We start from the raw sequence: 23,800 nt of genomic DNA on the forward strand, positions 1-23,800 counted from the left end.
GCCGATAATCTTCGACAAACAGGCTTGAAGATGGGTATTGAGTTCTTAGAGCCAATACCTGGATGATTCGAGTACTCGAAGGAAGCCCCTTCATCGACTCCGAAGGAGGCAGGGAGGGGTAGTTCACCCCGGATTAATCGGACAGGGTATCTGTAGTTTCCCTGTTCAGTTATCCTAAAAACCTTTTTTCAATCTGCTCTTCAGGTACCAGCACTCTCACCGGTCATCGAAGACGACCGGCTTTTTCATAAAATAGACTTAAGTGAATACAAGTTGTATTCGAATGGTCGAAAGACTGAATAAAATACATTTGCATAACCAAAAAGGTCATTTTGATGACTGAAAAAAAATACACATGGACAACAAAAAACTTTTGAATTAGTCTCTTCTCCGATTTTCATGGTTTTCATGTCGTGATTTTTCTTTGAGACAATATGTAGAAAGCAGGGAATAGAAAGCAAGATGGCGAAAGTAATGTGTTGAAGGCGGGATGTCAAAAGTAAGATGGCGAAAGCAGAATATCAAAATCGGGATGTGAAATCAGATCGCAGAACTCCGTTGGCAGTTTATTTTGCAAGAAATTTTTCTCAGTGAATTCGGAAAAGACCGCCCTCTGAGGCGGGCGGGGAGAGCCCCGGGAACGATATAAAAATAAAGACCTAACTTAATAAGGGTCAGGAATCAGACACACTCAGGGATTTTCCGGCAATAAAGCAGGATTTCTACGAAGCCCTTAAAAGGGAAGCTTAAAAGGGAAGCTTAAAAGGGAAGCTTAAAAGGAAAGCTTAAAAGGGAAGCTTAAAAGGAAAATTTGTTATTCTTAAATTCTCCCTTCAAACTCCCCATATCTTTTCTCATCAAGTTCTTCCTGCATCCTCTCATTATCCACCTTAAGGGAAAAGAGGGCAAGGAAGAGCAGCAAATAAGCTGCGAAATTCACGAATAGGGTCAGCTGGAGAGCTGTACCTTCGAGTCCTCCTCCGCTTCCGCCCGTGTTTCCTCCGAACATGAGGGGGTGAGCCGAGCGCCAGAGCCGGATGGAGAAAAAGCTCAAGGGGACGGATACGAAGCCAACTACCCCGAAAACAGCTGCAAGCCGCGCCCTTTTTTCAGGCTCTTCCAGGGACTTACGGAGCATGAGGTAGGCGAGGTAGACAAGGAAAAGGACCAGGGAAGTAGTCAGCCTGATGTCCCAGATCCAGTACCAACCCCAGGCATCCTTTGCCCAGATCGAACCCGTGGCCAGGACCAGGAACGCAAAAAGGGCCCCGATTTCGGCGGCAGAGCGGGCATAGATGTCCCACTTGAGGGCTTTTTCCCGGAGGTAGAACACGCTTGCTGCAAACACGATGACGAAAGCCAGGTAGGAGATGATGGCTATCGGCATGTGGAAGAAAAATATCTTGAAGCTTCCGCTCAGGACCTCCCCGGACTCATCCCTTATGAGAGGGAGGTAGAAAAAGATCATGTAGACCGCAAGAAGCATTACGCCGGCCGCCGCAGCCGCCAGCCCTCCGGTTTTTCTGGAATTTGCTGCCATTTTGTTCACGTGCATCGATGATTTGAGATAAAACTGGGATAAGTGTTTAATACTGAGATAAGTATCTTTATGTAATCAAACGTATAAATATAATTTACCAGTGAATTAAAACTCCTGGCTCCCAGGCCGAAATAAGCTGAAGGTAGGCCCACTATTAATTACAATCACTTCGCATTATTTATTATTGATTCGTTTTTAACCGAAAAACTTTCAAAATTTCCCTGCCTCTCATTCCCTATCTCTCTTCTCCTGTATCTCTTCTCCTGTATCTCTTCTCCTGTATCTCTTCTCCTGTATCTCTTCTCCTGTATCTCTTCTCCTGTATCTCTTCTCCTGTATCTCTTCTCCTGTATCTCTTCTCCTGTATCTCTATATGTCCTCCCATTTTTCAGTCCGAGATCGCATACTCAAAGACCAGATTGGAAACCACAAAGAACACCAGGTCATAGGCCGCAAGCAGCCGGAGTTCTGAAGAGATGCCCACAATGCCGTTCCCCGCCAGGATTCCGGCTGTCGCTTCAACTGCAGGGATCAGGACGGGGAGGAGCACAGGCAGAAGAAGTACGGGCAAGAGAAGTTCCCGGGTACGGGTGCCAAGGGTAAGTGCGGAGAGAAGGGTCCCGACAGCTATGAAGCCAAAAGTCCCGAGCAGAAGGATGAGGGCGAGCAGGAGCAGGGCGCGAGGATCAAGCCCGTAGTTGAAGAGCACGATGAAAAAGGGCAGGGTTACTATCTCCATGAGGAACATGATTGCCAGGTTTGAGAGGACCTTTCCCGTATAGATGGTGCCCCTGTCCACAGGGCAGAGTTTGAGAGCTTCCAGGCAGCCGTTTTCGCTTTCAAGCACGAAGGTCCGGGAAAGCCCGAGCATGCCCGCAAAGGTGAAAGAGACCCAGAGCACGCCGGGAGCAAGCTTTGCCACTTTTGCACTGTCCCCTAGGAAATCCCCAAAAGAGATGCTGAAAACCACAAGTACCATGAGGGAAAAGATAAACATGGAATTGAGCATCTGCTTTGTCCGGAACTCGGCTTTCAGGTCTTTTGCGGCGATATAGAAGCTCCGGATCATTTTTAAAACTCCTTTTTTATGTTATCAAAAATCCTTTTTGAACTCAAATATTCTTTTCTTATAAAATATATAAGCTATCTTTTATTTGTTGAGTTTAATTTGCTCTGAGTTTAATTTGCTCTATTTCCGGTTTGCATCAATAAGTCTCATTATCCTTTTTCTGCCCTCTGTCCGTCTCCACTTCAGGTCAGCAGGGGAGCGCACTTCTCCCGGAAATCTTCAAACCCGGAGAAGTTTGTTTTAAGCCCGTCGTATACAAACCTGCCTGCATTAAGGACCAGGACCCTGTCGCAGAGGGCAAAGCTCCGTTCAAGGTCGTGGGAAACCATTATTTTGCTGCTCCCTTCAAAGGCCGGGCTCTTAAGGAGATTTTCAAATACCTCTGAAGCTTTTGGGTCAAGGCCGGTGTAGGGTTCATCCAGAAGGAGCAGGGAAGGCTCGTGGATAAGGGCCCTTGCAATGGAAAGCCGCTGCTTCATTCCCCTGGAAAAAGTGTTAACCCTCTCATCTGCCCTTGTTTCAAGGCCAACCTCCTTCAGGAGATGGGCGATCCTTTCTTCAAGTTTCTGCTTGTCCAGGCCGTACATCTGCCCGAAAAAACGGAGGTTTTCACGGGCCGTAAGCTCGCCGTAGAGGTAGGGCTCGTGGGAGAGCATTCCTATTTCATTCCGTACCTTTTCCGGCTCCTCGGCAGCGTTGAATCCGGATACAAAAACCGAACCTCCGGTAGGCTCGGCCAGGGTCGCGATCAGCTTCAAAAGAGTGGTCTTTCCGGCCCCGTTCGGGCCGAAGACGACCGCAAACTCACCTTTTTTGAGGTCGAGGTCCAGGTTTTTCAGGACAGGGGATTTCCCGAAAGCCTTTGAAAGTTTCCGTATTGAGACCGCGTATTCCATCCGGAACTACTTTAGGAATCCCTCTAAATTAATCTTTTTATATGGTTTCCCGCGGGTTTGCCAGGATTTGATCTATCAAGATTCGAGCTATCAAGATTCGAGCTATCAAGATTCGAGCTATCAAGATTATTTCTTCAGGCTCCGGAGTATTTGCTGCAGGAACCCTTTCTTCTCAAAGTACTGCTGGTGGTAATCTTCGGCCATGTAGAAGGCGGAAACCGGCACGATCTCGGTCACTATGGGGTCTTTGAAAACACCAGACTTTTCGAGCTTTTCCCTTGAGGCAAAAGCAGCAGCTTTTTGCTCTTCCGAATGGTAAAAAATCACGGAGCGGTACTGGCTCCCTACATCCGGGCCCTGGCGGTTTTTTGTTGTCGGGTCGTGGACCTGCCAGAAAACGTCAAGCAGGGCTTCATAGGAAACCACGGCGGGGTCGAAGATTACTCTCACGGCCTCCGCATGTCCGGTTTTATCGGTACAGACGTATTCGTAAGTAGGGTTTTCAAAGTGCCCTCCCGTGTAGCCGACAGCTGTTGCAACAACGCCCTTAAGCTGCCGGAAGGCCGCTTCAATGCCCCAGAAACAACCTGCTGCAAAGGTGGCTTTTTCCAGCCCTTCCCCGGGATTTTCAAAAAAGTCTTCGCTATGTTCACTCTTCACATTTTCTCCCAGTTTCTTACCCCCTTTCAAACTTCAGGAAAATCAGGATCTGGCATATTTGCCAACCAGTTCTCCTTCTGCAAGTATGTGCCCGATCATCGCATTTTCGAGCTCCTTTCTCCCGGCCCCTGCCTTAAGCTCAAGCTGCCTGTCCAGGGCATAGACCCTGAAGACATATCTGTGGGTGCCTGAAGAAGGACAGGGCCCTCCATATCCCATTTTCCTGAAATCATTTATCCCCTCGACTCCGGGGATACTGTCTTCTTCTATATTCGAAACCGGCTCTATGTTCCAGATGACCCAGTGCGTAAACGTCCCCATGGATGCATCAGGGTCGTCCACAATAAGCACAAGACTCTCCGCTTCCTCCGGAACATCTTCGAACCCGAGAGGCGGGTTGACGTTTGCCCCGTCACAGGTGTATTTCGCGGGGATCATGCCGTTAGGTTCAAATGCTCTGCTGAAAACTTTCACAATCTGGAAATCCACATCCTCATCCCCTCTGCCGGCATCTTGAATCTCTTCGGCTGCATCTGAGTCGTCCTTTACCCCGTTTTCCATGCATCCCGAAAACACCAGCACTCCTGCCAGCAGGAATACCGATAAGACCATTCCGGCTCGCCTGTTCATTATCCTGACCTTTCCCGAATCCTTGCGGGAATTCACTTAACAGTTTAATATTCAAGCTGAAGAGATATAACTTTAAGGTTTGTTTAACCCTGCATGTGAACGCTTACTTCAAATACTGATATACTTCAAGCGATTATGCACTTCAAGTGATTAACTTCAAGTAATCACGTGCTTCAAGTAATCATGTACTTCAAGCACTTATGTTGCATTTAACCCCCGCAGGCAGTAGCGCGCCAGCACCTCCGCTAATTAAGAAATATGACAGGAACCGGAGATGCAGGAAACGAGCTCCAGCAAGCAACCGGCTTTCCTGAAGGACAACATCTTCGAGACTGTTTCCCAAACTTAAAATTTGGAATCCTGGAACCCCGAAATTCCGGAATCCCGAAAAACCCGAGAAACCGAAAATCAGTCTTCCACGTCAAGGGACTGGATTATATCATGAACTGTAAGTTCTCCCTTGCCCACACGCCGGACCAGCGGATAAATATACGAACAATCGTCAATTGCAGCCCAGCGGGCTTCCCCCACCTGTCTGATAACATCGTTCATGATGTCGCCACATTCCTTACAGTATCTTGCATCACTTTCTGCTTCACAAATTTCACATTTCATGGAAAAAGTACCCCCATAACTTATGGGGCAGTTGAAAATAAATAAATTTGGGTGGCATGTGAGCATATTTAAAAAGTCATGGGAGAAGTAAAGACAGGGGCAATACAAAAACCCAGAACAGAGATAACAAAAAAAGAATCTGGGCTAACAGAAGCACACCGTATGGATATTCAGATGCTTCAGTTCCGCATCAGCCCGGATTCCGAATCAGCTTCAATTCTGCATCAGCTTCAATTCTGCATCAGCCCGGATTCCGAATCAGCTTCAATTCTGCATCAGCTTCAGTTCCGAATCAGGCAAGGTTTCCTATAATTTCTTCAATTTCCCCGACCCCGGCACTCTTAACCGTGATTTCATCCCTGTCCCCTGCCCCAAGCCCGAGTTCCACAGCCCTTCTGATCTGCGGCTGGGCCCAGACCGAGTAGTCCTGGATTTCAGGGACCGTACCCAGGGTCTTGAGAAGGGCAAGGCCCACAACGTCGTTTGCGACCACATCGGGACTTGCGAGAATAATCCCCGGTTCCCGCAGGGTACCTATGTTCGGGCCCTCAGTCACAAAACACTTCATGGCATCGGAGATGTAAAAATCGGGCATGTAAACAAGGTTTGCTTCCGCGATCATGTTCCCGAAGAGCGTGTCCCTGTGTTTCCCGTGGGGGAGCTGCGCCCTGTCCCGGTCTGCAGTAATGCTGATCTGGGACTTCAGGCCCATTGTAAACGTCGCAGTCCAGTGGGTCTTGATAACCGGAAGGGCGACCGTGTAGTCAACCGCGGCCAGCATTTCCGGGACGTAAAAACCCAGGGGCCAGGAAGAAGCCCCGTCCGGCTTTACATGCCAGCGCTTCATGCGATCAAAAGTCAGGATTTCATCCACTCCTTCGGCTTCTGCTACCTGCCAGAGCCCGAGCTTTTTCATCACCTTCTCCGTGTCCAGGGAGCTCATGGACTTTTCGGCAACGATGATCCTGCCAGGGTTGTATTTCTTAACCTCCCGGATGGCGCCCCTCAACACCTCGGGATTTGTGGAACCCGGGGGCAGGTCAGCCGTATTCGCATTGGGCCTTAGCAGGACGGTCGATCCTTTCTCGATACCAAGCCCGCCTGCAAGCTCCACAGCCGTCTTTACGGACTCCGGGATATCGGGATTTCTTGAAACTCCAACAAATGCCATACTCATCCCTCCATAGAGTAATTGGAGTCACGGGATATAAAAACCACAAGAAAGGTGTGCAAGAAATAGGGAAAGAAAAAGGGAGGAAGCGGCAGAAAAACTGCGGCACCTGACCCGCCCTTTTTCAGGGTGTTCTGTTTTCGGGATTCCCCGGAAAGCGATAAAAACAATTACTGGCGAAGCTTGCACTCGCACATCTCGATAAGTGCCCCTTCTCCGATCCTGGAGCCGCGGGCAATCAGCATGTCTCCTGCCTGGACAACAGTGTTGCCTTTCGGGGCATAGACCCAGCGTTCTTCCCGCTTGATTGCCATCACATGCAGCCCTGTTTCGGTTTCGAGCTTCAGCTCGGAAAAGGTCTTGCCCACGATGGGAGAGCACTTTTCAACCTGCAGCCGGGTGATAACCTCTTCGGAATTCCGGACGGCAAGGGTGATGATGGGGTGGAGTTCGATATCCCTTAGCACGGTGTCCGCAATATCGTAGGCTGCGTCTGAAATAGCTTCGGAAGCGCTTGCCAGGTGCAGGATGCCCCTGAGCAGGTTTACGTCCGAGACGTGCTTTGCTGTCTCAAGGACCCAGTGCTGGAGTTCGTATTTCATGGAGTCCATTTCGGACTCGATTGCACTGACCTCGTATGCGATGTCTTCGTTATCAAAGAGAATTGCAGAGTATGCAAGCCCTACCGAGAGTTCGGACATGTTCTTCATGTCCACGATAATGTCCACGGCGTGCTCGAGGTCTTTTAAGATTTTATCGTGCTCGATTTCCCTCGGCACGAACTTCCTGGTGGTCGCCATCTCAAAGAAAAGGGGGACTCCCTCATCATGCCCCCTGGCAATCAGCACGTCGCCCGGGCGGATTCGGGTCTCTTTTTCAGGGTCGTAAATCCACTCTTCACTTCTTCGGATTGCGATCACCCACATCCCGGTCTCTATATCGAGCTCCAGGTCGCCAAGGTTGCGTCCTGCCATGGGGGATTCGGAGGCTACGGTTGCCCTGACGATGGTCTCTTCAGCTTCCCGGAGGGCCACCTTCAGTTCCATGGGGATGCCCATGTTCATGAGAACGATCTTGGCAATGTCTCCGGCAGCGTTTGCGATATTTTCCGAGGATGCGGCAACCTTTAAAACTCCCAGGAGTTCTTCGGCTTCGTCGACCCTCCGTGTGCTTAACATCGCAGCCATCTTCATGTAATAGTCAAGAGTGTCCATTTTATCTTCAAGGTTGAGCACCTCTTCTGCGATGTCCTCGTCATCATAGATCATAGCAGAGTATGCAAGGTCTACCATGAGTTCGGAAGTGTCCTTCATCTCAGTCAACAAATCTTTGAGATTTCTTGGACTGTACCTGAATTCTTTAGGGAACATGGTCTCTGTATCAACTCTACAAATTATTGGTGTGTATCAGTATGTACCTTATAGTAATTATTAATTTTCGATTTGCTAAAGTTTCAGGGCTTAAATAAATGAGAAATAAAAATAATGCTTGAATCAAAAAAGCCCGATTATAGCACAGATAAGCCAGGTTAAACAGTAAAAAGACCTGTTGTGAGCCCCGATTGAACCCTTTTTTAACGCCCTCCGGAGGCTGCATATTGCATCACGTAACTCATTTTAAACACAGAACTCATTAAGATCACAGAATGTTCAGGATATGCAGGGCAACGAAGATCCCGGTAACACCCACCAGGTCTCCGAGAGTCGCTATAAAAGGTATCACGGTATCGTCAGGGTCGAGCCCGAAGCGGTGGGAGGCAAAAGCAATAGCAACCGTTGCAGAGAATACCACGACCAGTTCAATTGAAACCGCAATCAGGCTGATTTCCAGCAGGGTCAGGTACGGCATCCCGAACCCCAAAAGCAGGCTCACAAGCCAGACGAGCACGCTTACCGAAAACGAGGAGGCCAGGCCCACGATGCCTGCGGCAATCACGCTGTTCTGGACAACGGGGTTCCCGTAGATATGCCCGGCAAGCCCCATGTGGAAAGCCGAAGAGAGCCTGGCTCCGAGCATGCTGCCGGTATCGCCCCCGATCTTGATAAGGGAAGGGATAAGGACCAGCAAGGCCGGCATTGAAATGAGGCTTTCCTCCCTGGAATTCAGGATCTGTCCGACAATGATCCCGATTATACAGGTTACCAGAAGTACAGGTGTCCCCCGCCGGACAATTCCCTCTACCGTGTAGTAGCACCGCCCGCTTACAGCCCTTCTCACAGCATCACCACCAGTTTTGCCGAGAGAAAGAGCATGAACATGGAAACGATGTCCCCGATTGTGGCAATGGAAGGCGTGACAACATTATCCGGGTCAAAACCGAACCGGAACATCCCTATGGCCAGCAGGACCGCAACAAAGGAAAGGATGACCCCGGAAGTAAGCGCAGAAATTACACAGATAAGAATAAGTTTGAATGCCCCGGCACTTTCAAACCCCAGGGCAAGAGTGACGAAATGCCCCAGAAAACCGAGGAAGATAGCCATCATAAAACCCAGGAGCAGGGAGCCAGAGATGTTGTTGGTGAGTTCGGGGTTATTCCTGTCAATATCGGTGATCAGCCCCATATGGATTGCACTGCCCAGCCGGGAACCGAGAGTAGAAGAGATGTTCCCGCGAAGCCCCAGCAGCCCGGGATAGATCACAATCAGCCCCGGTATCATATCGAGTTCCTTGGTCATGCCGGAAAAAATGACCCCTGCAATGACCCCTCCAACCGTTGCAACAAGTTCAAAAGGCAATGCCTCACGTACGATTGACGATATACTCGCGTACTCGCTCAGGTATTTTTCTATGAACTGGGACTCGTAAATGTCCTCGTCCCTGTGCGACTCGTGGGGCATGTGCCTGTATAATACACTGATATTATTAAAATAATCGGTAATGCCCAGGATCCAAAGCTGTCGAAAAATGCCTTTTTGCTACTCCTCTCAGAGATAAAGGAAAACGTGGGGGAAACAAACAGAAAAACATGAAGAAGAAAACATAAGGTGAAGAAAGAAAACAGGAAGTCATAAAGGGAGACATAAAGGGAGACATAAAGGAAGACATTGAGGAAGACATAAGGTAAAGAAAGAAAACAGGAAGTCATAAAGGGAGACATAAAGGGAGACATAAAGGGAGACATAAAGGGAGACATAAAGGGAGACATAAAGGGAGACATAAAGGAATGCCCTTCTGGGGAATAAATTTTAACAGGAAAACCGCTTTTTCCTGAAAAGCTCCAACAAGAAATAAATAACTTGCAGCCTTTACCTGTAATTGAGTGACATGGTTATAGGAGTTACAATGATTAACGTGCTGCCAGGACATGAAAAAGCAGCATACGCAGAATTGAAGAGCATAGAAGGGACAAAGGACGTCTACCACGTCTTCGGCGAGTATGACTTCGTCGTAATCATAGAAGTCAAAGACCTGAGCATCCTCAATTCCGTGGTGGACAGGATAAGGGAAAGTGACGCCGTGACCGCAACCCAGACAATTGTCGGAGCCGAACTCTGAGTTCCCGGAATTGCACGTAACTCAAAGCCCCGGCAATCCCGGCCGGAAAAGGCCGAAAACCCGACATCTTTTTTATGATGCATTGATTTTTATCACCCCGGATATTTATTACGGTAGAGATTTATTCTCCAAATACTTATTAATAAGAATCCGCAACCTTATACATTTATTCAATGGGATGCCGTTAAGGTCCGATTATTAAGATCCGAGAATTAAGCATCCGACTAAACATCCAGTTATTGAACATCAAATTACTGAAAATCTGATTATTAAGCATCCAGCTGAACATCAAATCACTGAAAACCTGATTATTAAGCATCCAGCTGAACATCAAATCACTGAAAATCTGATTATTAAGCATCCAACCGAATATCCAATTACAGAACATTCAGCTGAATATTAGATTGATTTTCCGCCCGAGGTAAAATTCCATGGAAGTCCCCATTGCAGAAGAACTCGCAAAGAAGCAAAAATCAATAAGTGTCGCAGAGTTTTTTGAAAAAAACCGACACATACTGGGTTTTGATTCCGCGCCGAGAAGCCTGATTACGACCGTGAAGGAAGCTGTGGACAACGCCCTTGATGCCTGCGAAGAAGCCGGGATCCTGCCGGACATCCTTGTCCAGATAGAAAGGACGGGGCAGGAATACGTAACGGTAATCGTGGAGGACAACGGGCCCGGGATCGTAAAGGAGCAGATCCCGAAAGTCTTTGCCAAACTCCTCTACGGGTCAAGGTTCCATGCCCTCAAGCAGAGCAGGGGGCAGCAGGGGATAGGGATTTCCGCAGCCGTGCTCTACGCCCAGATGACTGCAGGGAGGCACACAAAAATCCTCTCCAAGACGGGATCCAGCACCCCGGCCCACTATTACGAGCTCATGATCAACACCAGTACGAATGAGCCCGATATCCTTGTAGACGAAATAAAGGACTGGTTCCGTCCCCACGGGACCCAGATCGAACTGGAGATGAAGGCTGCCTACGTGAAGGGGAGAAGGCAGTCTATCTACGAGTACCTCAAAGCCACAGCCATCGTAAACCCCCATGCCCGGATCACCCTGATCGAACCTGACGGAAATGAAGAGGTCTTCGAAAGGGCTACGGACAAGATGCCAAAACCCGCAGAAGAAATCCTGCCCCACCCCGAAGGCATCGAGCTCGGGACCCTTATGAAAATGCTCCACTACACCGAGCGCCAGAAACTTGCCCCGTTCCTCCGCTATTCCTTCAGCAAGATAGGACTCCTGACAGCCGAGGAGATCTGCAAGGCTGCCGGGCTTGACCCCGAAATAGACCCTCATGTCCTGGGCCGCCACGAAGCCCGGAAACTGATAGAGGCTTTCCAGAAAGTAAAGATCATGGCCCCTCCCACCGACTGTCTCTCCCCCATAGGGGAAGACCTGATCTACCGGGGGCTTGAGAAAGAGACGAATGTGGATTTCATTGCCACAAGCACCCGGAAGCCAGCCGTGTATTCCGGAAACCCCTTCGTTGTGGAAGTGGGGCTTGCCTACGGGGGAAACCTGCCAAAGGAAGAAAAGGTCAGCATCCTGCGTTATGCCAACCGGGTGCCTCTGCTTTACCAGCAGGGGGGCTGCGTGACCACACATGCCGTAGAAGACATCAAATGGAAACAGTACGGATTGAACCAGCCCGGGGGCGGGATTCCTGTCGGCCCGGCAATCCTCCTGATCCACGTGGCTTCCATTAACGTGCCCTTTACCTCGGAGTCAAAGGACGCGATTGCAGATATCCCGGTAATCAAAGACGAAGTAGACCTTGCAGTCAAGGAAGTTGCAAGGAAATTGAAGCACTACCTCAGCAAGCAGAGCAACCTCAAGAAACGCCGGGAAAAAGAGATAATCATTACCAAGGTGCTCCCGAAAATGGCCGTAAAGGTCGCCAACATCCTGGAAAAGGATGTCCCTGATATCAGCCCTGTGGTTGCAAAAATCATGGGGAACGTACTTGTGCACAGGAAAGTAAAAAAGAACGGGGACGGGACTGCCGAGGTGGCAATCAAGGTCAAGAACTTCGGGACTTCAGCATATTCTTTCAGGGTGCACGAAATGCTCCCATGCAGGATCAGCATTGCAAAGCCCGAACCCAAGGTAGTGACCATGGGGAACGATTACGATTATATCTGGGACATCTCGGCAGCAGCCGGGTCTTCAAAAGTGCTCAGCTACAGGATAGAGGGTGCAAGCGGCGAGGAACTCGGAAAGCTCCCCACCCTGATCGTGGAAGGGATCGAAGAAGAACTGGTAACCGGGGCAAAAGCCTTCAGGGGGTTGTGAGATGGCCGGAGAAGGAGACAGGAGAAGGGAACAGGTAGACGATAAAAGGAAAGCAGGTGACGCCCTTGCCAGGGACAGGCTGCTCGAGCTTGCGGGAAAGATCTACGACCAGTTTGAAAACGAGATCGTCCCGAGCGTCAGCCTCCCGAGCAGGACAAAGGCAAACATCGAGTACTGCGACGAAAGCGATGTCTGGGTCTACGGGGACCGGGAAAGCGAAAGGAGCGCAAAGACCGTCAAAGGAGCCTTCCAGCTCCTCAAGACAACCTACGCCACGGACTTCCTCATAAAGGAACACCTGGCCCAGAACCGCGGCTCAACCCTTCGAGAACTTTATTATATCTCGGAAGGCTGGGACGCCGCCAAGTTCAAGGAGCAGGCCGAAAGCGACCGCCTGATCGAAGACCTTGAACTCCTGACAAGCCTCCAGAGGGAATATTTCCACATGCGCCCTGAAGAAGACGGGGCTACCATGTTCGGGCCGGTCGAGATCTCCGAGCAGACCAAGCGCGGGGAGCGGAACATCCACTGCCAGAAGGACGTGGGAGAAGGCGGGTACCAGATCCCCTTCAACGTGGAAAACATCGAGTTTAAAAGCCACGACGCCAACATGATTATAGCCATAGAGACCGGCGGTATGTATGCACGGCTGATGGAAAACGGGTTTGACGAGGCTTATAATGCAATTCTTGTCCACCTCAAGGGCCAGCCGGCCAGGTCCACACGCAGGATAATCAAGCGCATGAACGAAGAACTGGGAATCCCTGTTGCAGTCTTTACTGACGGCGACCCGTGGTCCTACAGGATCTATGCCTCTGTCGCCTACGGGGCCATCAAAAGTGCCCACCTCTCGGAGTTCATGGCAACCCCTGCTGCCAAATTCCTTGGGGTCCAGCCCTCGGATATCGTGGAATACGAACTCTCCACGGACAAGCTCACCGAACAGGACGTAAGCGCGCTGCGGAGCGAACTTTCCGACCCCCGCTTTGAGTCCGAATACTGGAAAGAGCAGATCCAGCTCCAGCTCGATATCGGGAAGAAGGCTGAACAGCAGGCCTTTGCAGGAAAGGGCCTGGACTTCGTAACCGAGGTCTACCTCCCGAACAGGCTCAAAGAGATAGGAATGGTGTGAAAGAATCCAGGAAATGGATCTAGCGAATGAATTCGGTGAATAAGTCCGGTGAATGAATCGTGCGGATGAATTCGGGTTCCGGGATGCCCGGCTCATCCACTCGAATAACCATTAAATGCACCAGAAAAACCATAGAATACATGTGAATGGCTGGGAAGTACACCCCACTGACCAAAAAGTATACTCCAATGACTGAAGAGTACATCTGATGCACCTCAGGCCTGGAAAGGCAGGGAAAATTCCGGCTTGCTCCAATAGGCCTCCAGCCCCCAGGTAGAGATGGCTTTTTCTGCCGGTTTACAGTAAATATTTATTTAACATAAAAACATACGAAAAATTTATAGAGAAAGGGAACCGTTTTAAGGAAAAATGTGAGAAAATGTACCCTTTTTCAGGGAATTAACAGCGTAAAATCGAGCTCTTAATCAGGGCAAGCTAAAGGCTTAAAATATATGAGCGCATATTGAATCTGGTTTGCGGCAGAAACATAAAAAGCAAATATAAAAATTACCAAATAAAACTTGAAGGCTAATAGAATTGGCGCGATTTTTAGAGTTCCATTTTGAACAGAGTTTTCCCGCGAATTTTGAAAAATGTAATGAAATGTTACGAGATTTATAATATTACTTTTACCAGATTTTCATGGAGAATAACCCCAAATGAGTGATAAACAGGTTTACGATGCTTCGCGGATCCAGGTGCTTGAAGGCCTGGAGGCAGTCCGGAAACGTCCCAGCATGTACATAGGGAGCACGGACGGCCGCGGGCTCCACCACCTTGTCTACGAAGTCGTTGACAACAGCATTGACGAAGCCCTTGCAGGCTTCTGTACCAGGATCGATGTCACGATCAACCCTGACGGGAGCGTCACGGTCCTGGACAATGGGAGAGGTATCCCCATCGATCCCCACCCCGTGCACAAGAAATCCGCCCTGGAAGTCGTGATGACAATCCTGCATGCGGGAGGGAAGTTCGATAAGAATACCTACAAGGTCTCTGGAGGGCTGCATGGCGTAGGAGTATCGGTAGTAAACGCCCTTTCGGAATGGCTGAATGTGGAAGTGAGGAGGGACAGGAAGACATATTTCCAGCGCTATGCCCGCGGGGCTCCTGAACATGCGGTAGAGGAAATCGGGACTTCCGAAGAAACCGGCACAAAAACCACCTTCAAGCCCGATGCAAAAATCTTCGAGACCACCGAGTTCCAGTACGACATCCTTTCAAACAGGCTGCGGGAACTGGCATTCCTGAACAGGGGCATCACCATCTCCCTGAAAGACTTAAGGACTCCCGAAGGGCAGTCGGATGTTTTCTCCTATGGAGGAGGGATCGTGGAATTCGTGGAGTACCTGAACAAGAAAAAGCAGCCTCTCCACGAAAAGCCGATCTACTTTGAGAGGCAAAAAGACGACATGATTGTGGAAATTGCAATGCAGTACACGAACAGCTATGCGGAAAACGTGTACTCTTTTGCAAATAACATCAACACCCATGAAGGCGGGACCCACATAATCGGGTTCAAGAGCGCACTTACAAGGGTTGCAAACGATTACATTAAAGCCAACAAGCTCACAAAAGAGGACATGAAGCTCTCGGGGGACGATGTAAGGGAAGGGCTGACTGCAATCATCAGCGTCAAGCTTATGGAGCCCCAGTTTGAAGGGCAGACCAAGACAAAGCTGGGGAACAGCGATGTCAAAGGGATCGTGGACTCCATGGTTACGGACGGGCTTTCCGAATACTTTGAGGAAAACCCGAAGGTTGCAAACATCATCCTGGAAAAAGCCCTCCTGGCCCAGAGGGCCCGGGAAGCTGCAAAGAAGGCAAGGGAACTTACCAGGAGAAAGAGCGCCCTTGAGGTCAGCACTCTCCCGGGAAAACTTGCGGACTGCTCTGATAAGAACCCGGCAGCCTGCGAAATATATATAGTAGAAGGAGACTCGGCAGGCGGTTCGGCAAAACAGGGCCGAAACCGGAGTTTCCAGGCTATTTTACCCCTCCGGGGCAAGATCCTGAACGTGGAGAAATCCAGGCTTGCAAAGATCCTGAAAAACAACGAAATTGTTTCCCTGATCACCGCCTTCGGGACAGGGGTCAGTGAGGACTTCTCCTTAGAAAACGCCCGCTACCACAAGATAATCATCATGACCGATGCCGATGTGGACGGGGCGCACATCAGGACCCTTCTCCTTACCATGTTCTTCCGCTACATGAGGCCCCTGATCGATGCCGGGTACGTGTACATCGCCCAGCCTCCTCTCTACCGGATAAAGAAAGGCAAGGCTGATTATTACGTGTACTCGGACAGGGAACTGGAGAGCAAGAAAAAGGAACTGGGGGACAAAAACCTCTCCATCCAGCGCTACAAAGGGCTTGGGGAAATGAACCCCGAACAGCTCTGGGAAACCACCATGAATCCGGAGACCCGGACCCTTCTGCAGGTAACCCTGGAAGATGCCATCCATGCCGACGAGATCTTCCGTATCCTTATGGGAGACGAGGTCGAACCGCGCAGGAAGTTTATCGAAACACACGCGAAAGAGGTAGGGGAACTGGACATCTGAGGTGTGAAAAATGGCAGAATACGAAGGCGAAAACAAATCCGAAGCCGAAAACAAATCCGAAGGCGAAAACAAATCCGAAGCCGAATTGAAAAAATCTTACCAGGCGACCCTTATCCAGGCGTCCATTATCCCTGATGACCCGGATGACCAGCCCGGGCCGGGAGCCGGGGCTCCCATTATCCCCGAAGAGCCGGATGAAGGACCCGAAACCGAAAAAAAGGGAATTGTGCCAGTCCTGATCAATGACGAGATGAAGCGCTCCTACATCAACTATGCCATGAGCGTAATCGTCGGAAGGGCGCTTCCCGATGCCAGGGACGGCTTGAAACCGGTCCACCGCCGGATCCTCTATGCAATGAAAGAGGCAGGGATTACCCACGAAAAACCTTACAAAAAGTCCGCCCGTGTAGTTGGTGACGTGCTCGGTAAGTACCACCCCCACGGGGACACCGCCGTTTACGACAGTATCGTGCGTATGGTGCAGGACTTTTCACTCAGGTACCCGCTGATCGACGGGCAGGGAAACTTCGGGTCCATTGACGGGGACTCGGCTGCAGCCATGCGTTACACCGAAGTCCGCATGGACAAAATAGCAGAGGAGATGCTTGTCGACATTGATAAGGAGACCGTGCCCTTCAGGCCTAACTACGACGGATCCTTAGAAGAGCCCGAGGTCCTTCCTGCAAAGCTTCCGAACCTTCTTATCAACGGGTCCACGGGAATTGCCGTCGGAATGGCTACGAACATACCCCCCCACAACATAGCAGAGGTCATTGACGGGACCCTCATGCTTATCGAAAACCCGGAAACGGCGATTTCGGAACTCATGACCGTGATTAAAGGCCCGGACTTTCCCACAAGCGCCCAGATCCTGGGGACCGCAGGCATAAAGTCCGCCTACATGACCGGCAGGGGCCCGGTGAAGATGAGGGCGGTTGCGGAAATTGAGGAGTTAAAGAAAGACAAAGAGCAGATCGTCGTAACCGAGCTTCCCTACCAGGTGAACAAGGCCAGGATGATCGAAAACATCGCCCAGCTGGTGCGGGAAAAGGTCATTACGGGCATCACGGACCTGCGGGACGAGTCCGACAGGGAAGGCATCAGGGTCGTAATCGAGCTTTCCCGGGGCACGAACCCGAAAGTCGTCTTAAACCAGCTCTACAAGCACACCCAGATGGAGTCCACATTCGGGATCATCAACCTCGCCCTGGTAGACGGGCAGCCGAAGTACCTTAACCTGAAAGAGCTCCTGGAAATCTACCTCCACCACAGGCTTGACGTCATCCAGAAAAGGACACTCTACGACCTGAGGAAGAGCGAAGAGCGGGCCCACATCCTGGACGGGCTCAAGATCGCCCTGGACAACGTGGACGAAGTGGTTGCCCTTATCAAAAACTCCGCAAACGCGGATGAGGCAAAGCAGGGCCTGATGGACAACTTCGCTCTTGACGAGGTCCAGGCAAAGGCTATCCTGGATATGCGCCTGCAGCGCCTGACAGGGCTTGAGACCCAGAAGATCCTGGATGAACTGGAAGGCCTCATAAAGCTGATTACCGAACTCAAAGAAATCATTGCAAGCGACGAGCTGAAATACGGGATTATAAAAGAAGAACTCCTGCAGCTCAGGGAAAAGTACGGGGACGCCCGCAGGACAAAGCTTGTGCATGACGCTGCCGAAGTCACAAACGAAGACCTCATCCCCGAAGAAGACGTGGTTGTCACGATCACAAACAGCGGATACGTAAAGCGCATCCCGCTCGATACCTACTCCATGCAGCGCAGGGGAGGAAGGGGCATAATCGGCATGGAGACCAAAGAGGAAGACTTTGTAGAGAACCTCTTTATCTCCTCAACCCACAACTACATCCTCTTCTTCACCAACAGGGGCAGGCTCTACTGGCAGAAGGTCTACGAGATTCCCGAAGGCTCCCGCCAGTCCCGCGGAAAAGCCATCGTAAACCTCCTGGAACTCCAGGACGGGGAGATGGTCAACGCCATGATCCCGGTCAAGGAATTCAGGGAAGACCAGTACCTCCTGATGGCGACCAGGGAAGGCACGGTCAAAAAGACCCCGCTTTCGGAATTCCGCAACCCCAGGAAAGCCGGCATCATCGCAGTCAGCCTTGATGAAGGCGACGAGCTCGTAAAAGTCCTCCAGACCGACGGGGAACAGGAAGTCGTGATAGTCTCAAAGAAAGGAAAATCCATCCGCTTCTCCGAAAACGTTGTCCGCGCCATGGGCCGTGCAGCAAGAGGCGTCCGCGGCATGACCCTCGAAGGCTCCGACGACGAGGTCGTCAGCATGGACCTGGTCGACGAGTCCGCAACCCTCCTCACGGTCACAGAAAACGGCTACGGCAAGAGGACAAAATACTCCCAGTACCCGGTCCGGAACAGGGGCGGAAAAGGCGTGATCACCATCATCACAAGCCTCAGGAACGGCCACGTAGCCAACGTCAAATCCGTATGCGACGACGACGAGATCATGCTCACCAGCGCCGAAGGCATCATCATCCGCATCCCCGCCAAAGACATCTCCGTCCAGGGCAGAAACACCCAGGGCGTAAGGATCATGAACCTCAAGCCCGGCGACAAAGTCGTAAGCATGGCAAGAATCAAACCCGAAGAAGACGAAAAACAGCTGAAACTCACCGACCTCAAACCCGGAAAACCGGAAATGAAAGTAGAGGCCGAAGAGGAAGAAGCCGAAGAATTCGAGGAACCGGAAGAAGAGGAATTTGACGAGGAAACTGACGAAGAAATAGAGGAAGAGGAAGAAGAAGTAGAAGAAGACGAAGAATACTGAATAACGGATCCGGGTGAAGACGAATAAAGCTTCACCCGACCACCGCAGGGAGGATGGTTTTGGGGGATTGAACTTCAGGCGGTGGGGTTTTCGTTCGGTGAGGGGAGAGGCCGGTCGAGAGATTGATTTTTTTGGGTGGGTTTTTTCGAATTGATTTTTTTGGAGAGGGTAGGTGCCGGTTTTTGACCGATTATCAGAATTCAGGGGATGGATTTGAGTCGGGATGTTTCTTAAAAACAGGGCAGCTATACGCCTGTAGAGCTGGAAGCTTATTTAGCCAGGCACACTTAGATCGTCCACTGTCATTCAAGATGTTTCAAGAAAAACTGAATGTATTTTTCACTCCAACAGCCATTTCCATACCGGTTTTATCAAGATTTTTTTCCCTTCTACTTCCAGTACGTCTTCCTCTTCAAGCGTCAGGATAAGCCCGTAGTCCAGTTTATAAGCCGTTATAGCCTCTTTGATTCCTTCAATTTCCCTTTTCTTTGTTTCTGGAGTGCTAAGGTCTACTGAAACCTGAATTGCCTCACTAATTCTCAGTCCTTCTCTTAGCACAAAATCACATTCTTTTTTCCCGGAATGGTAATACACTTCTTTTTCTCTTCTAGCCAGTTCAACAAAGACCAGGTTTTCCAGTCTCTGTCCTTTATTCTCGGAGAAATTGAAAGCTACTGTCTTCAGAAAACTATTGTCTATAGCATAGACTTTAGAAGGCGAAATCTTCTGCTTTTTGAGAGAGTAGTCAAATCTTGGGAGCTGATAGAGCAAAAACACATTCTGGAAATAATCAAGGTAGTTTTTGATCGTGCTTAAACTCTTTATCCCGCTTATGCTTCTTAATGTGGAGTAGGAATACACTCTACCCACATTAGAAAGCAGAAACAGTATAAGGTCTTTGAGAGCTCCCACTTCTTTTATATTGTAACGGACCAGAATGTCTTTGTTAAGGATATCTTCAAAATACCCCCTGGAGAGTTCGAGATCTCCGCTCTTCAGGACAAGCGGAAAACCTCCATTTTCGAAGTATTCCAGGAAATTCCTGAATAAGACAGCTTTTTGAGAACTGGTTAGCAGGCCAGATCTGAGTTCTTCTTCTGTAATTCCTGTCCCCTTCAGGCGGAGGAATTCCCTGAAGGAAAAAGGAAAGAGCTTGAGCACTTTGTTTCTTCCGGTCAGGAAGGTAGATATTTCCGAACTGAGGAGCTGAGAATTCGAACCCGTGGCAAATACCTTTTTGCCTTCTTTGTAGAGGTTGTTCAGCCACCTTTCCCAGAGCGGAACGTTCTGTATCTCATCAAAAAAATAATACACCTGCTCGGTCTCACTCTTCTCCATCTCCTTCCCATAAAGCTCAATCACCAGGTCCTGCAAATCCTGATAATTCCGGACCTCAAAATCCGAAAGCCGGATATCATCGAAGTCCACATAAAACTTCACTCCCTCAAGCTGCCCGGCTATCAACTTCAAAAGTGAACTCTTCCCACACCGCCTGATCCCCGAGATGATAACGATTTCATCCCCCTTGAGGTATCTCTCAAGCTCAACATCCCGGAAAACAAGCTCCTCCCCTTTCCTGAAAGAATCCTGCTGGTCAACTATTACCTGGCGAAGCTGACTTTTCTCCATATAAGTTAGATCTGTAAGTTTGTTTATATAGCTTTCGTTGGCATTTTACTACTATTTATAAATGGATATTAAATATCAATGTAAGGTTTAAAAATGAACCTCTTATTTTTGATCATTTCCCTCTGGCCTTTACTGTAATTTCTGAGAAAAATCATCCAGGTTCCGCCAGAGTGACAAATTGCATGAAAATCATGATCACCAGCGTCGAAGGAATAATAATCCGCATCCCCGCCAAAGACATCTCCGTCCAGGGCAGGAACACCCAGGGCGTCCGCATCATGAACCTCAAGACCGGCGACAAAGTCGTAAGCATGGCAAGAATCAAACCCGAAAACGGTGATGATGAAAAACAGATGAAACTGCCCGTGGCAGGAGAAATCGAAGAAGAATAATCGAATGTAATTTGGCCCCCGCCGGAGATTTTTTGAGGGAGGATTTCCGGCGGTGGGGTTTTCATTCGGTTTGGGGAGAGACCGGGCGGATTTATTGATTTTTTTGGGGTGATTTTTTTCGAATTGATTTTTTTGGAGAGGGGAAGTGCCGGTTTTTTGGAGGATATTAAGAATTCAGGGTCCTTTGAAGTCTTAATGATTTTTAGAGAACAGGGCAACCATACGCCAGCGGAGCTGGCGGCGGAGTCCGAAATTTAAAAGAGTAATTGACTAGAATAAAAAGTAGGCCAGATAAAAAGAGAATTTCAACTTATTTTACAAGCCCTTTTGTGACAGCAGCTAAGATCTCAACAACCTGAGAAGGAATAGGTACTCCAAAAGCAGCCATTGACATCATCGGAGTAAGCAGTTTTATGATTTCACCTGCTGTCAAATCGACGAAAATCTCATTTGTAACGTTTTTGCCAAAGGATATTATTTTCTCGTTAACTGATTCTGCTACCTTTTTGAAGCCGGAAAGTTTTGATTTTGCTTCTTCTTTATCTTTTTCAGGGGCATCGGAATTTTCAATAAGTTCAGCAAAGGACGGCTCTTTTTGAACAATTTCTTCAAGGAAGCGGTTTAAAGCTTCAGAATCTCCTTTTTTCATAAGAGCAAGAATCTCTGTTACGAACTCACGGACACGCTCCCCTTCCTTGCTATTGATTTCATTCGAAACCTGCAATAAACCTTCAAGATCACGCTGAATCGAGTTAATTTCGCCTTTGATTTCCCTCAGTTCGGAAACTGTGCCGTTGAATCCATCTTCGATCTGATCCTTAATTTCAGAAAAACCTTGATTCAAAGTAACCTGAAGTTTATCCACTTTCTCCTCAGTTCTATTTACAGTTTCGTAGATATGATCCAGTTTGTACGATTCCATATCTACTCTTTTACGGTCCGAATACTCACAAAGAAGACTATAAAAATTAGAAGAAAATTCCCTGTTTCTGATGATATCTTGCCACGCATTTGGGTCTCTTTTTTTCACAACTGCATTGTGAAAAATCTCACACATTTGCTGTCCCTGCTCATCTCCACATTCACGGAAGATTTTACAGCCCAATTTAACATTTTCTGCTGCTTCGGTGTATGATTCCTTAGTAAAGCAGTCAACAAGAGCCTGCAAGAGATAAATGTAAGCAGAAACTCTATCTTTAATGATTTTAATTTGTGTCCGGTCTCTTATTTCTGTAAGCTTTTCTACTGCAAGTTTCAACTCATCTTCTTCGTCAATGGTACTTTTCAAAGCATTTTCCAGATGGCACTCAAAGACCGTGTAATCATAATAGTCTAGGAAGATACCTTTTTTCTCTATTTCTTCCCAACCGGACACAAGTTCACAAAAATATTTGGTGTCAATTCGTGCCTGGCAGAATTCATCCATAAATTTGTAGAAGGGATCTTTTGAAAGCTCATAGGCTTTATCATATTCACGAGATGCCTTGTTTATCCCCGATTTCCCTTCAAACTCAAATAAGCTGGCACGTATTTCATGAATTCTTGCCATTACAAGTTCTTTATATCTGATATCTCGATCTTTTATTTTTTCTTCAATATCGCCGAGATTTCTCTCCCATTCTTCGAGATGTTTCTCATCTCCTGTTTTGTAGAAATTGTCTTTTAGTAGTCTGTTAAAATTCAATAAGGCAATAGAATATCTCCATCCATCTCCCAATTCCTCAAGAATTGAAATGCTTCTCAACAATAATTTCTTTGAGTTTTCGAATTTGTAGTTACTATTAACGCTTATCTCCTCAAGTCCCTGGCTTGCACAACCCTCTTTCATCAGTGCACCAGCGTAATATGGACTTGTTTTTGGGATAATTTTTTGGGCAGCCCTGTAAAGATGAACAGCAATTTCAAGATTCTTCTTGCTATCAATATCCATATCTGCAAGTCTTAATCTTGCATTACCTTCGTTATCTAACGCAAGAGCGTAGTTTGAACTTGTATTTGGGAATATTTCCCGAGCAAACCTACAAAGATGAACAGCAATTTCAAGATTTTTCTTGCTATCAATACCCATCTCAGCTTGTCTGAGCCTTGCAGTACTTTCGTTCATCAACGCAAGAGCGTAGTTTGAACTTGTATTTGGGAACATTTCCTGAGCAGCTCTGTACAGATAAACAGCAGTTTCAAGATTTTTCTTGCTATCAATACCCATCTCTGAAAGTGTTTTTCTTGCATTACCCTCGTTCATCAACACAAGAGCATACTCTGCACTCTTTTTGGGGAAGATTTCTCGGGCATCCCCATACAGAACGATCACAGTTTTAAGATTTTCCTTACTATTAATACCCATTTCTGCAAGTCTTAATCTTGCATTACCCTCGTTCATCAACGCAAGAGCGTAATCTGAACTTGTTTTTGGAAGTATTTTCTGAGCAGTTCGACAATGGCGGATCGCAGTTTCAAGATTGTCTCTACTATCAATACCCATCTCTGCAAGTCCTAGTCTTGCATTACTTTCGTTTACCAACACAACAGAATAACCTGAGCTTGTTTTTGTAAGAATTTCAAGGGCAATCTCACAAAGATGGATTGCAGTTTCAAGATTTTCCTTACTATCAACACCCATTTCTGCAAGTGTTTGTCTTGCATTACTTTCAGTTATCAATGCAAAAGAAAAAGATGAGCTTGTTTTTGGAAAAATTTTCTGAGCTTCATCGTAAAGAACTACCGCCTTTTCAAGATTTGCTATGCTGCCAACACCCATTTCAGCAAGTGCTTTTCTTGCATTACCTTCATTCACCAACGCATAAGCATAATCTGAACCTGTTTTTGGAAAAATATTCTGAGCTTCATCGTAAAGAACTACCGCCTTTTCAAGATTTGCTATGCTGCCAACACCCATTTCAG

General features: G+C 48.3%; 19 protein-coding genes. 6 read left to right on the plus strand and 13 right to left on the minus strand.

The features are described from left to right. Positions 1–820: 820 nt before the first annotated feature. From FTO70_RS16860 to FTO70_RS16910, 11 genes are all read right to left on the minus strand, one after another. On the minus strand, positions 821–1,540 hold the full coding sequence (locus tag FTO70_RS16860) for a cytochrome c biogenesis protein (protein ID WP_255336954.1): 720 nt from the start codon (positions 1,538–1,540) through the stop codon (positions 821–823). Positions 1,541–1,775: 235 nt separating this feature from the next. Continuing rightward, the gene (locus FTO70_RS16865; RefSeq protein ID WP_255336937.1) at positions 1,776–1,925 is read right to left on the minus strand and encodes a hypothetical protein; all 150 of its coding nucleotides are present in this window, start codon (positions 1,923–1,925) and stop codon (positions 1,776–1,778) included. 3 nt (positions 1,926–1,928) lie between these two features. Continuing rightward, on the minus strand, positions 1,929–2,609 hold the full coding sequence (locus FTO70_RS16870; RefSeq protein WP_255336938.1) for a heme exporter protein CcmB: 681 nt from the start codon (positions 2,607–2,609) through the stop codon (positions 1,929–1,931). A gap of 182 nt (positions 2,610–2,791) precedes the next feature. Further along, entirely contained in the window at positions 2,792–3,505 is a 714-nt protein-coding gene (ccmA, locus tag FTO70_RS16875) for a heme ABC exporter ATP-binding protein CcmA (RefSeq protein WP_255336939.1), read from the minus strand. A 126-nt stretch (positions 3,506–3,631) separates the two neighbouring features. Beyond that, complete coding sequence (gene msrA / locus FTO70_RS16880; RefSeq protein WP_255336940.1) at positions 3,632–4,165, minus strand: peptide-methionine (S)-S-oxide reductase MsrA; 534 nt, start codon at positions 4,163–4,165, stop codon at positions 3,632–3,634. Positions 4,166–4,207: 42 nt separating this feature from the next. Further along, positions 4,208–4,831: a YbhB/YbcL family Raf kinase inhibitor-like protein gene (locus FTO70_RS16885; RefSeq protein WP_255336941.1), complete on the minus strand. Its 624-nt coding sequence runs from the start codon at positions 4,829–4,831 to the stop codon at positions 4,208–4,210. A 372-nt stretch (positions 4,832–5,203) separates the two neighbouring features. Next, a complete protein-coding gene (locus tag FTO70_RS16890; RefSeq protein WP_255336942.1) occupies positions 5,204–5,410 on the minus strand; it encodes a hypothetical protein in 207 nt (68 codons plus the stop codon). A gap of 292 nt (positions 5,411–5,702) precedes the next feature. Then, positions 5,703–6,581, minus strand: a complete 879-nt coding sequence (locus FTO70_RS16895) for a DUF362 domain-containing protein (RefSeq protein WP_255336943.1) — start codon at positions 6,579–6,581, stop codon at positions 5,703–5,705. A gap of 170 nt (positions 6,582–6,751) precedes the next feature. Then, complete coding sequence (locus FTO70_RS16900; RefSeq protein ID WP_255336944.1) at positions 6,752–7,951, minus strand: potassium channel family protein; 1,200 nt, start codon at positions 7,949–7,951, stop codon at positions 6,752–6,754. Between the two features lie 268 nt (positions 7,952–8,219). Beyond that, positions 8,220–8,798: a magnesium transporter gene (locus FTO70_RS16905; RefSeq protein ID WP_255336945.1), complete on the minus strand. Its 579-nt coding sequence runs from the start codon at positions 8,796–8,798 to the stop codon at positions 8,220–8,222. Further along, positions 8,795–9,421 carry a magnesium transporter gene (locus FTO70_RS16910; RefSeq protein WP_255336946.1) on the minus strand — a complete coding sequence of 209 codons (627 nt, stop codon included), beginning with the start codon at positions 9,419–9,421 and terminating at the stop codon, positions 8,795–8,797. Before FTO70_RS16910 ends, FTO70_RS16905 begins: the two co-directional genes overlap by 4 nt. 427 nt (positions 9,422–9,848) lie before the next feature. On the opposite strand from FTO70_RS16910, the gene FTO70_RS16915 reads away from it, so the two are divergent. From FTO70_RS16915 to gyrA, 5 genes are all read left to right on the plus strand, one after another. Next, positions 9,849–10,079 carry an Lrp/AsnC ligand binding domain-containing protein gene (locus FTO70_RS16915; protein WP_255336955.1) on the plus strand — a complete coding sequence of 77 codons (231 nt, stop codon included), beginning with the start codon at positions 9,849–9,851 and terminating at the stop codon, positions 10,077–10,079. Positions 10,080–10,510: 431 nt separating this feature from the next. Next, positions 10,511–12,376 (plus strand): DNA topoisomerase VI subunit B, encoded by a 1,866-nt coding sequence (locus tag FTO70_RS16920; RefSeq protein WP_255336947.1) that lies wholly within the window; start codon positions 10,511–10,513, stop codon positions 12,374–12,376. Position 12,377: 1 nt separating this feature from the next. Further along, positions 12,378–13,508, plus strand: a complete 1,131-nt coding sequence (locus tag FTO70_RS16925) for a DNA topoisomerase IV subunit A (protein WP_255336948.1) — start codon at positions 12,378–12,380, stop codon at positions 13,506–13,508. 659 nt (positions 13,509–14,167) lie between these two features. Next, the gene (gene gyrB / locus FTO70_RS16930) at positions 14,168–16,072 is read left to right on the plus strand and encodes a DNA topoisomerase (ATP-hydrolyzing) subunit B (protein WP_255336949.1); all 1,905 of its coding nucleotides are present in this window, start codon (positions 14,168–14,170) and stop codon (positions 16,070–16,072) included. Positions 16,073–16,082: 10 nt separating this feature from the next. Continuing rightward, positions 16,083–18,878: a DNA gyrase subunit A gene (gyrA, locus tag FTO70_RS16935; protein WP_255336950.1), complete on the plus strand. Its 2,796-nt coding sequence runs from the start codon at positions 16,083–16,085 to the stop codon at positions 18,876–18,878. 339 nt (positions 18,879–19,217) lie between these two features. Here gyrA and FTO70_RS16940 read toward each other — a convergent pair whose 3' ends face one another. Beyond that, positions 19,218–20,507: an ATP-binding protein gene (locus FTO70_RS16940; protein ID WP_255336951.1), complete on the minus strand. Its 1,290-nt coding sequence runs from the start codon at positions 20,505–20,507 to the stop codon at positions 19,218–19,220. A 182-nt stretch (positions 20,508–20,689) separates the two neighbouring features. On the opposite strand from FTO70_RS16940, the gene FTO70_RS16945 reads away from it, so the two are divergent. Beyond that, positions 20,690–20,899 (plus strand): DNA gyrase C-terminal beta-propeller domain-containing protein, encoded by a 210-nt coding sequence (locus FTO70_RS16945; protein WP_255336952.1) that lies wholly within the window; start codon positions 20,690–20,692, stop codon positions 20,897–20,899. Between the two features lie 310 nt (positions 20,900–21,209). Here FTO70_RS16945 and FTO70_RS16950 read toward each other — a convergent pair. Then, on the minus strand, positions 21,210–23,800 hold a 2,591-nt coding region (locus FTO70_RS16950; protein WP_255336953.1), incomplete at its 5' end, for a hypothetical protein.

Source organism: Methanosarcina sp. KYL-1 (assembly GCF_024372725.1).
Classification (GTDB): domain Archaea; phylum Halobacteriota; class Methanosarcinia; order Methanosarcinales; family Methanosarcinaceae; genus Methanosarcina.

What these genes read in the sequence shown, in the direction of transcription:
- FTO70_RS16900 (WP_255336944.1), bottom strand. Translation starts at nt 7,951, where the DNA reads ATGTTCCCTAAAGAATTCAGGTACAGTCCAAGAAATCTCAAAGATTTG.
- FTO70_RS16915 (WP_255336955.1), top strand. Translation starts at nt 9,849, where the DNA reads ATGGTTATAGGAGTTACAATGATTAACGTGCTGCCAGGACATGAAAAA.
- FTO70_RS16925 (WP_255336948.1), top strand. Translation starts at nt 12,378, where the DNA reads ATGGCCGGAGAAGGAGACAGGAGAAGGGAACAGGTAGACGATAAAAGG.
- FTO70_RS16865 (WP_255336937.1), bottom strand. Translation starts at nt 1,925, where the DNA reads ATGGGAGGACATATAGAGATACAGGAGAAGAGATACAGGAGAAGAGAT.
- FTO70_RS16870 (WP_255336938.1), bottom strand. Translation starts at nt 2,609, where the DNA reads ATGATCCGGAGCTTCTATATCGCCGCAAAAGACCTGAAAGCCGAGTTC.
- FTO70_RS16890 (WP_255336942.1), bottom strand. Translation starts at nt 5,410, where the DNA reads ATGAAATGTGAAATTTGTGAAGCAGAAAGTGATGCAAGATACTGTAAG.
- FTO70_RS16895 (WP_255336943.1), bottom strand. Translation starts at nt 6,581, where the DNA reads ATGGCATTTGTTGGAGTTTCAAGAAATCCCGATATCCCGGAGTCCGTA.
- FTO70_RS16940 (WP_255336951.1), bottom strand. Translation starts at nt 20,507, where the DNA reads ATGGAGAAAAGTCAGCTTCGCCAGGTAATAGTTGACCAGCAGGATTCT.
- ccmA (WP_255336939.1), bottom strand. Translation starts at nt 3,505, where the DNA reads ATGGAATACGCGGTCTCAATACGGAAACTTTCAAAGGCTTTCGGGAAA.
- FTO70_RS16920 (WP_255336947.1), top strand. Translation starts at nt 10,511, where the DNA reads ATGGAAGTCCCCATTGCAGAAGAACTCGCAAAGAAGCAAAAATCAATA.
- gyrB (WP_255336949.1), top strand. Translation starts at nt 14,168, where the DNA reads ATGAGTGATAAACAGGTTTACGATGCTTCGCGGATCCAGGTGCTTGAA.
- FTO70_RS16860 (WP_255336954.1), bottom strand. Translation starts at nt 1,540, where the DNA reads ATGGCAGCAAATTCCAGAAAAACCGGAGGGCTGGCGGCTGCGGCGGCC.
- gyrA (WP_255336950.1), top strand. Translation starts at nt 16,083, where the DNA reads ATGGCAGAATACGAAGGCGAAAACAAATCCGAAGCCGAAAACAAATCC.
- FTO70_RS16910 (WP_255336946.1), bottom strand. Translation starts at nt 9,421, where the DNA reads ATGCCCCACGAGTCGCACAGGGACGAGGACATTTACGAGTCCCAGTTC.
- FTO70_RS16945 (WP_255336952.1), top strand. Translation starts at nt 20,690, where the DNA reads ATGAAAATCATGATCACCAGCGTCGAAGGAATAATAATCCGCATCCCC.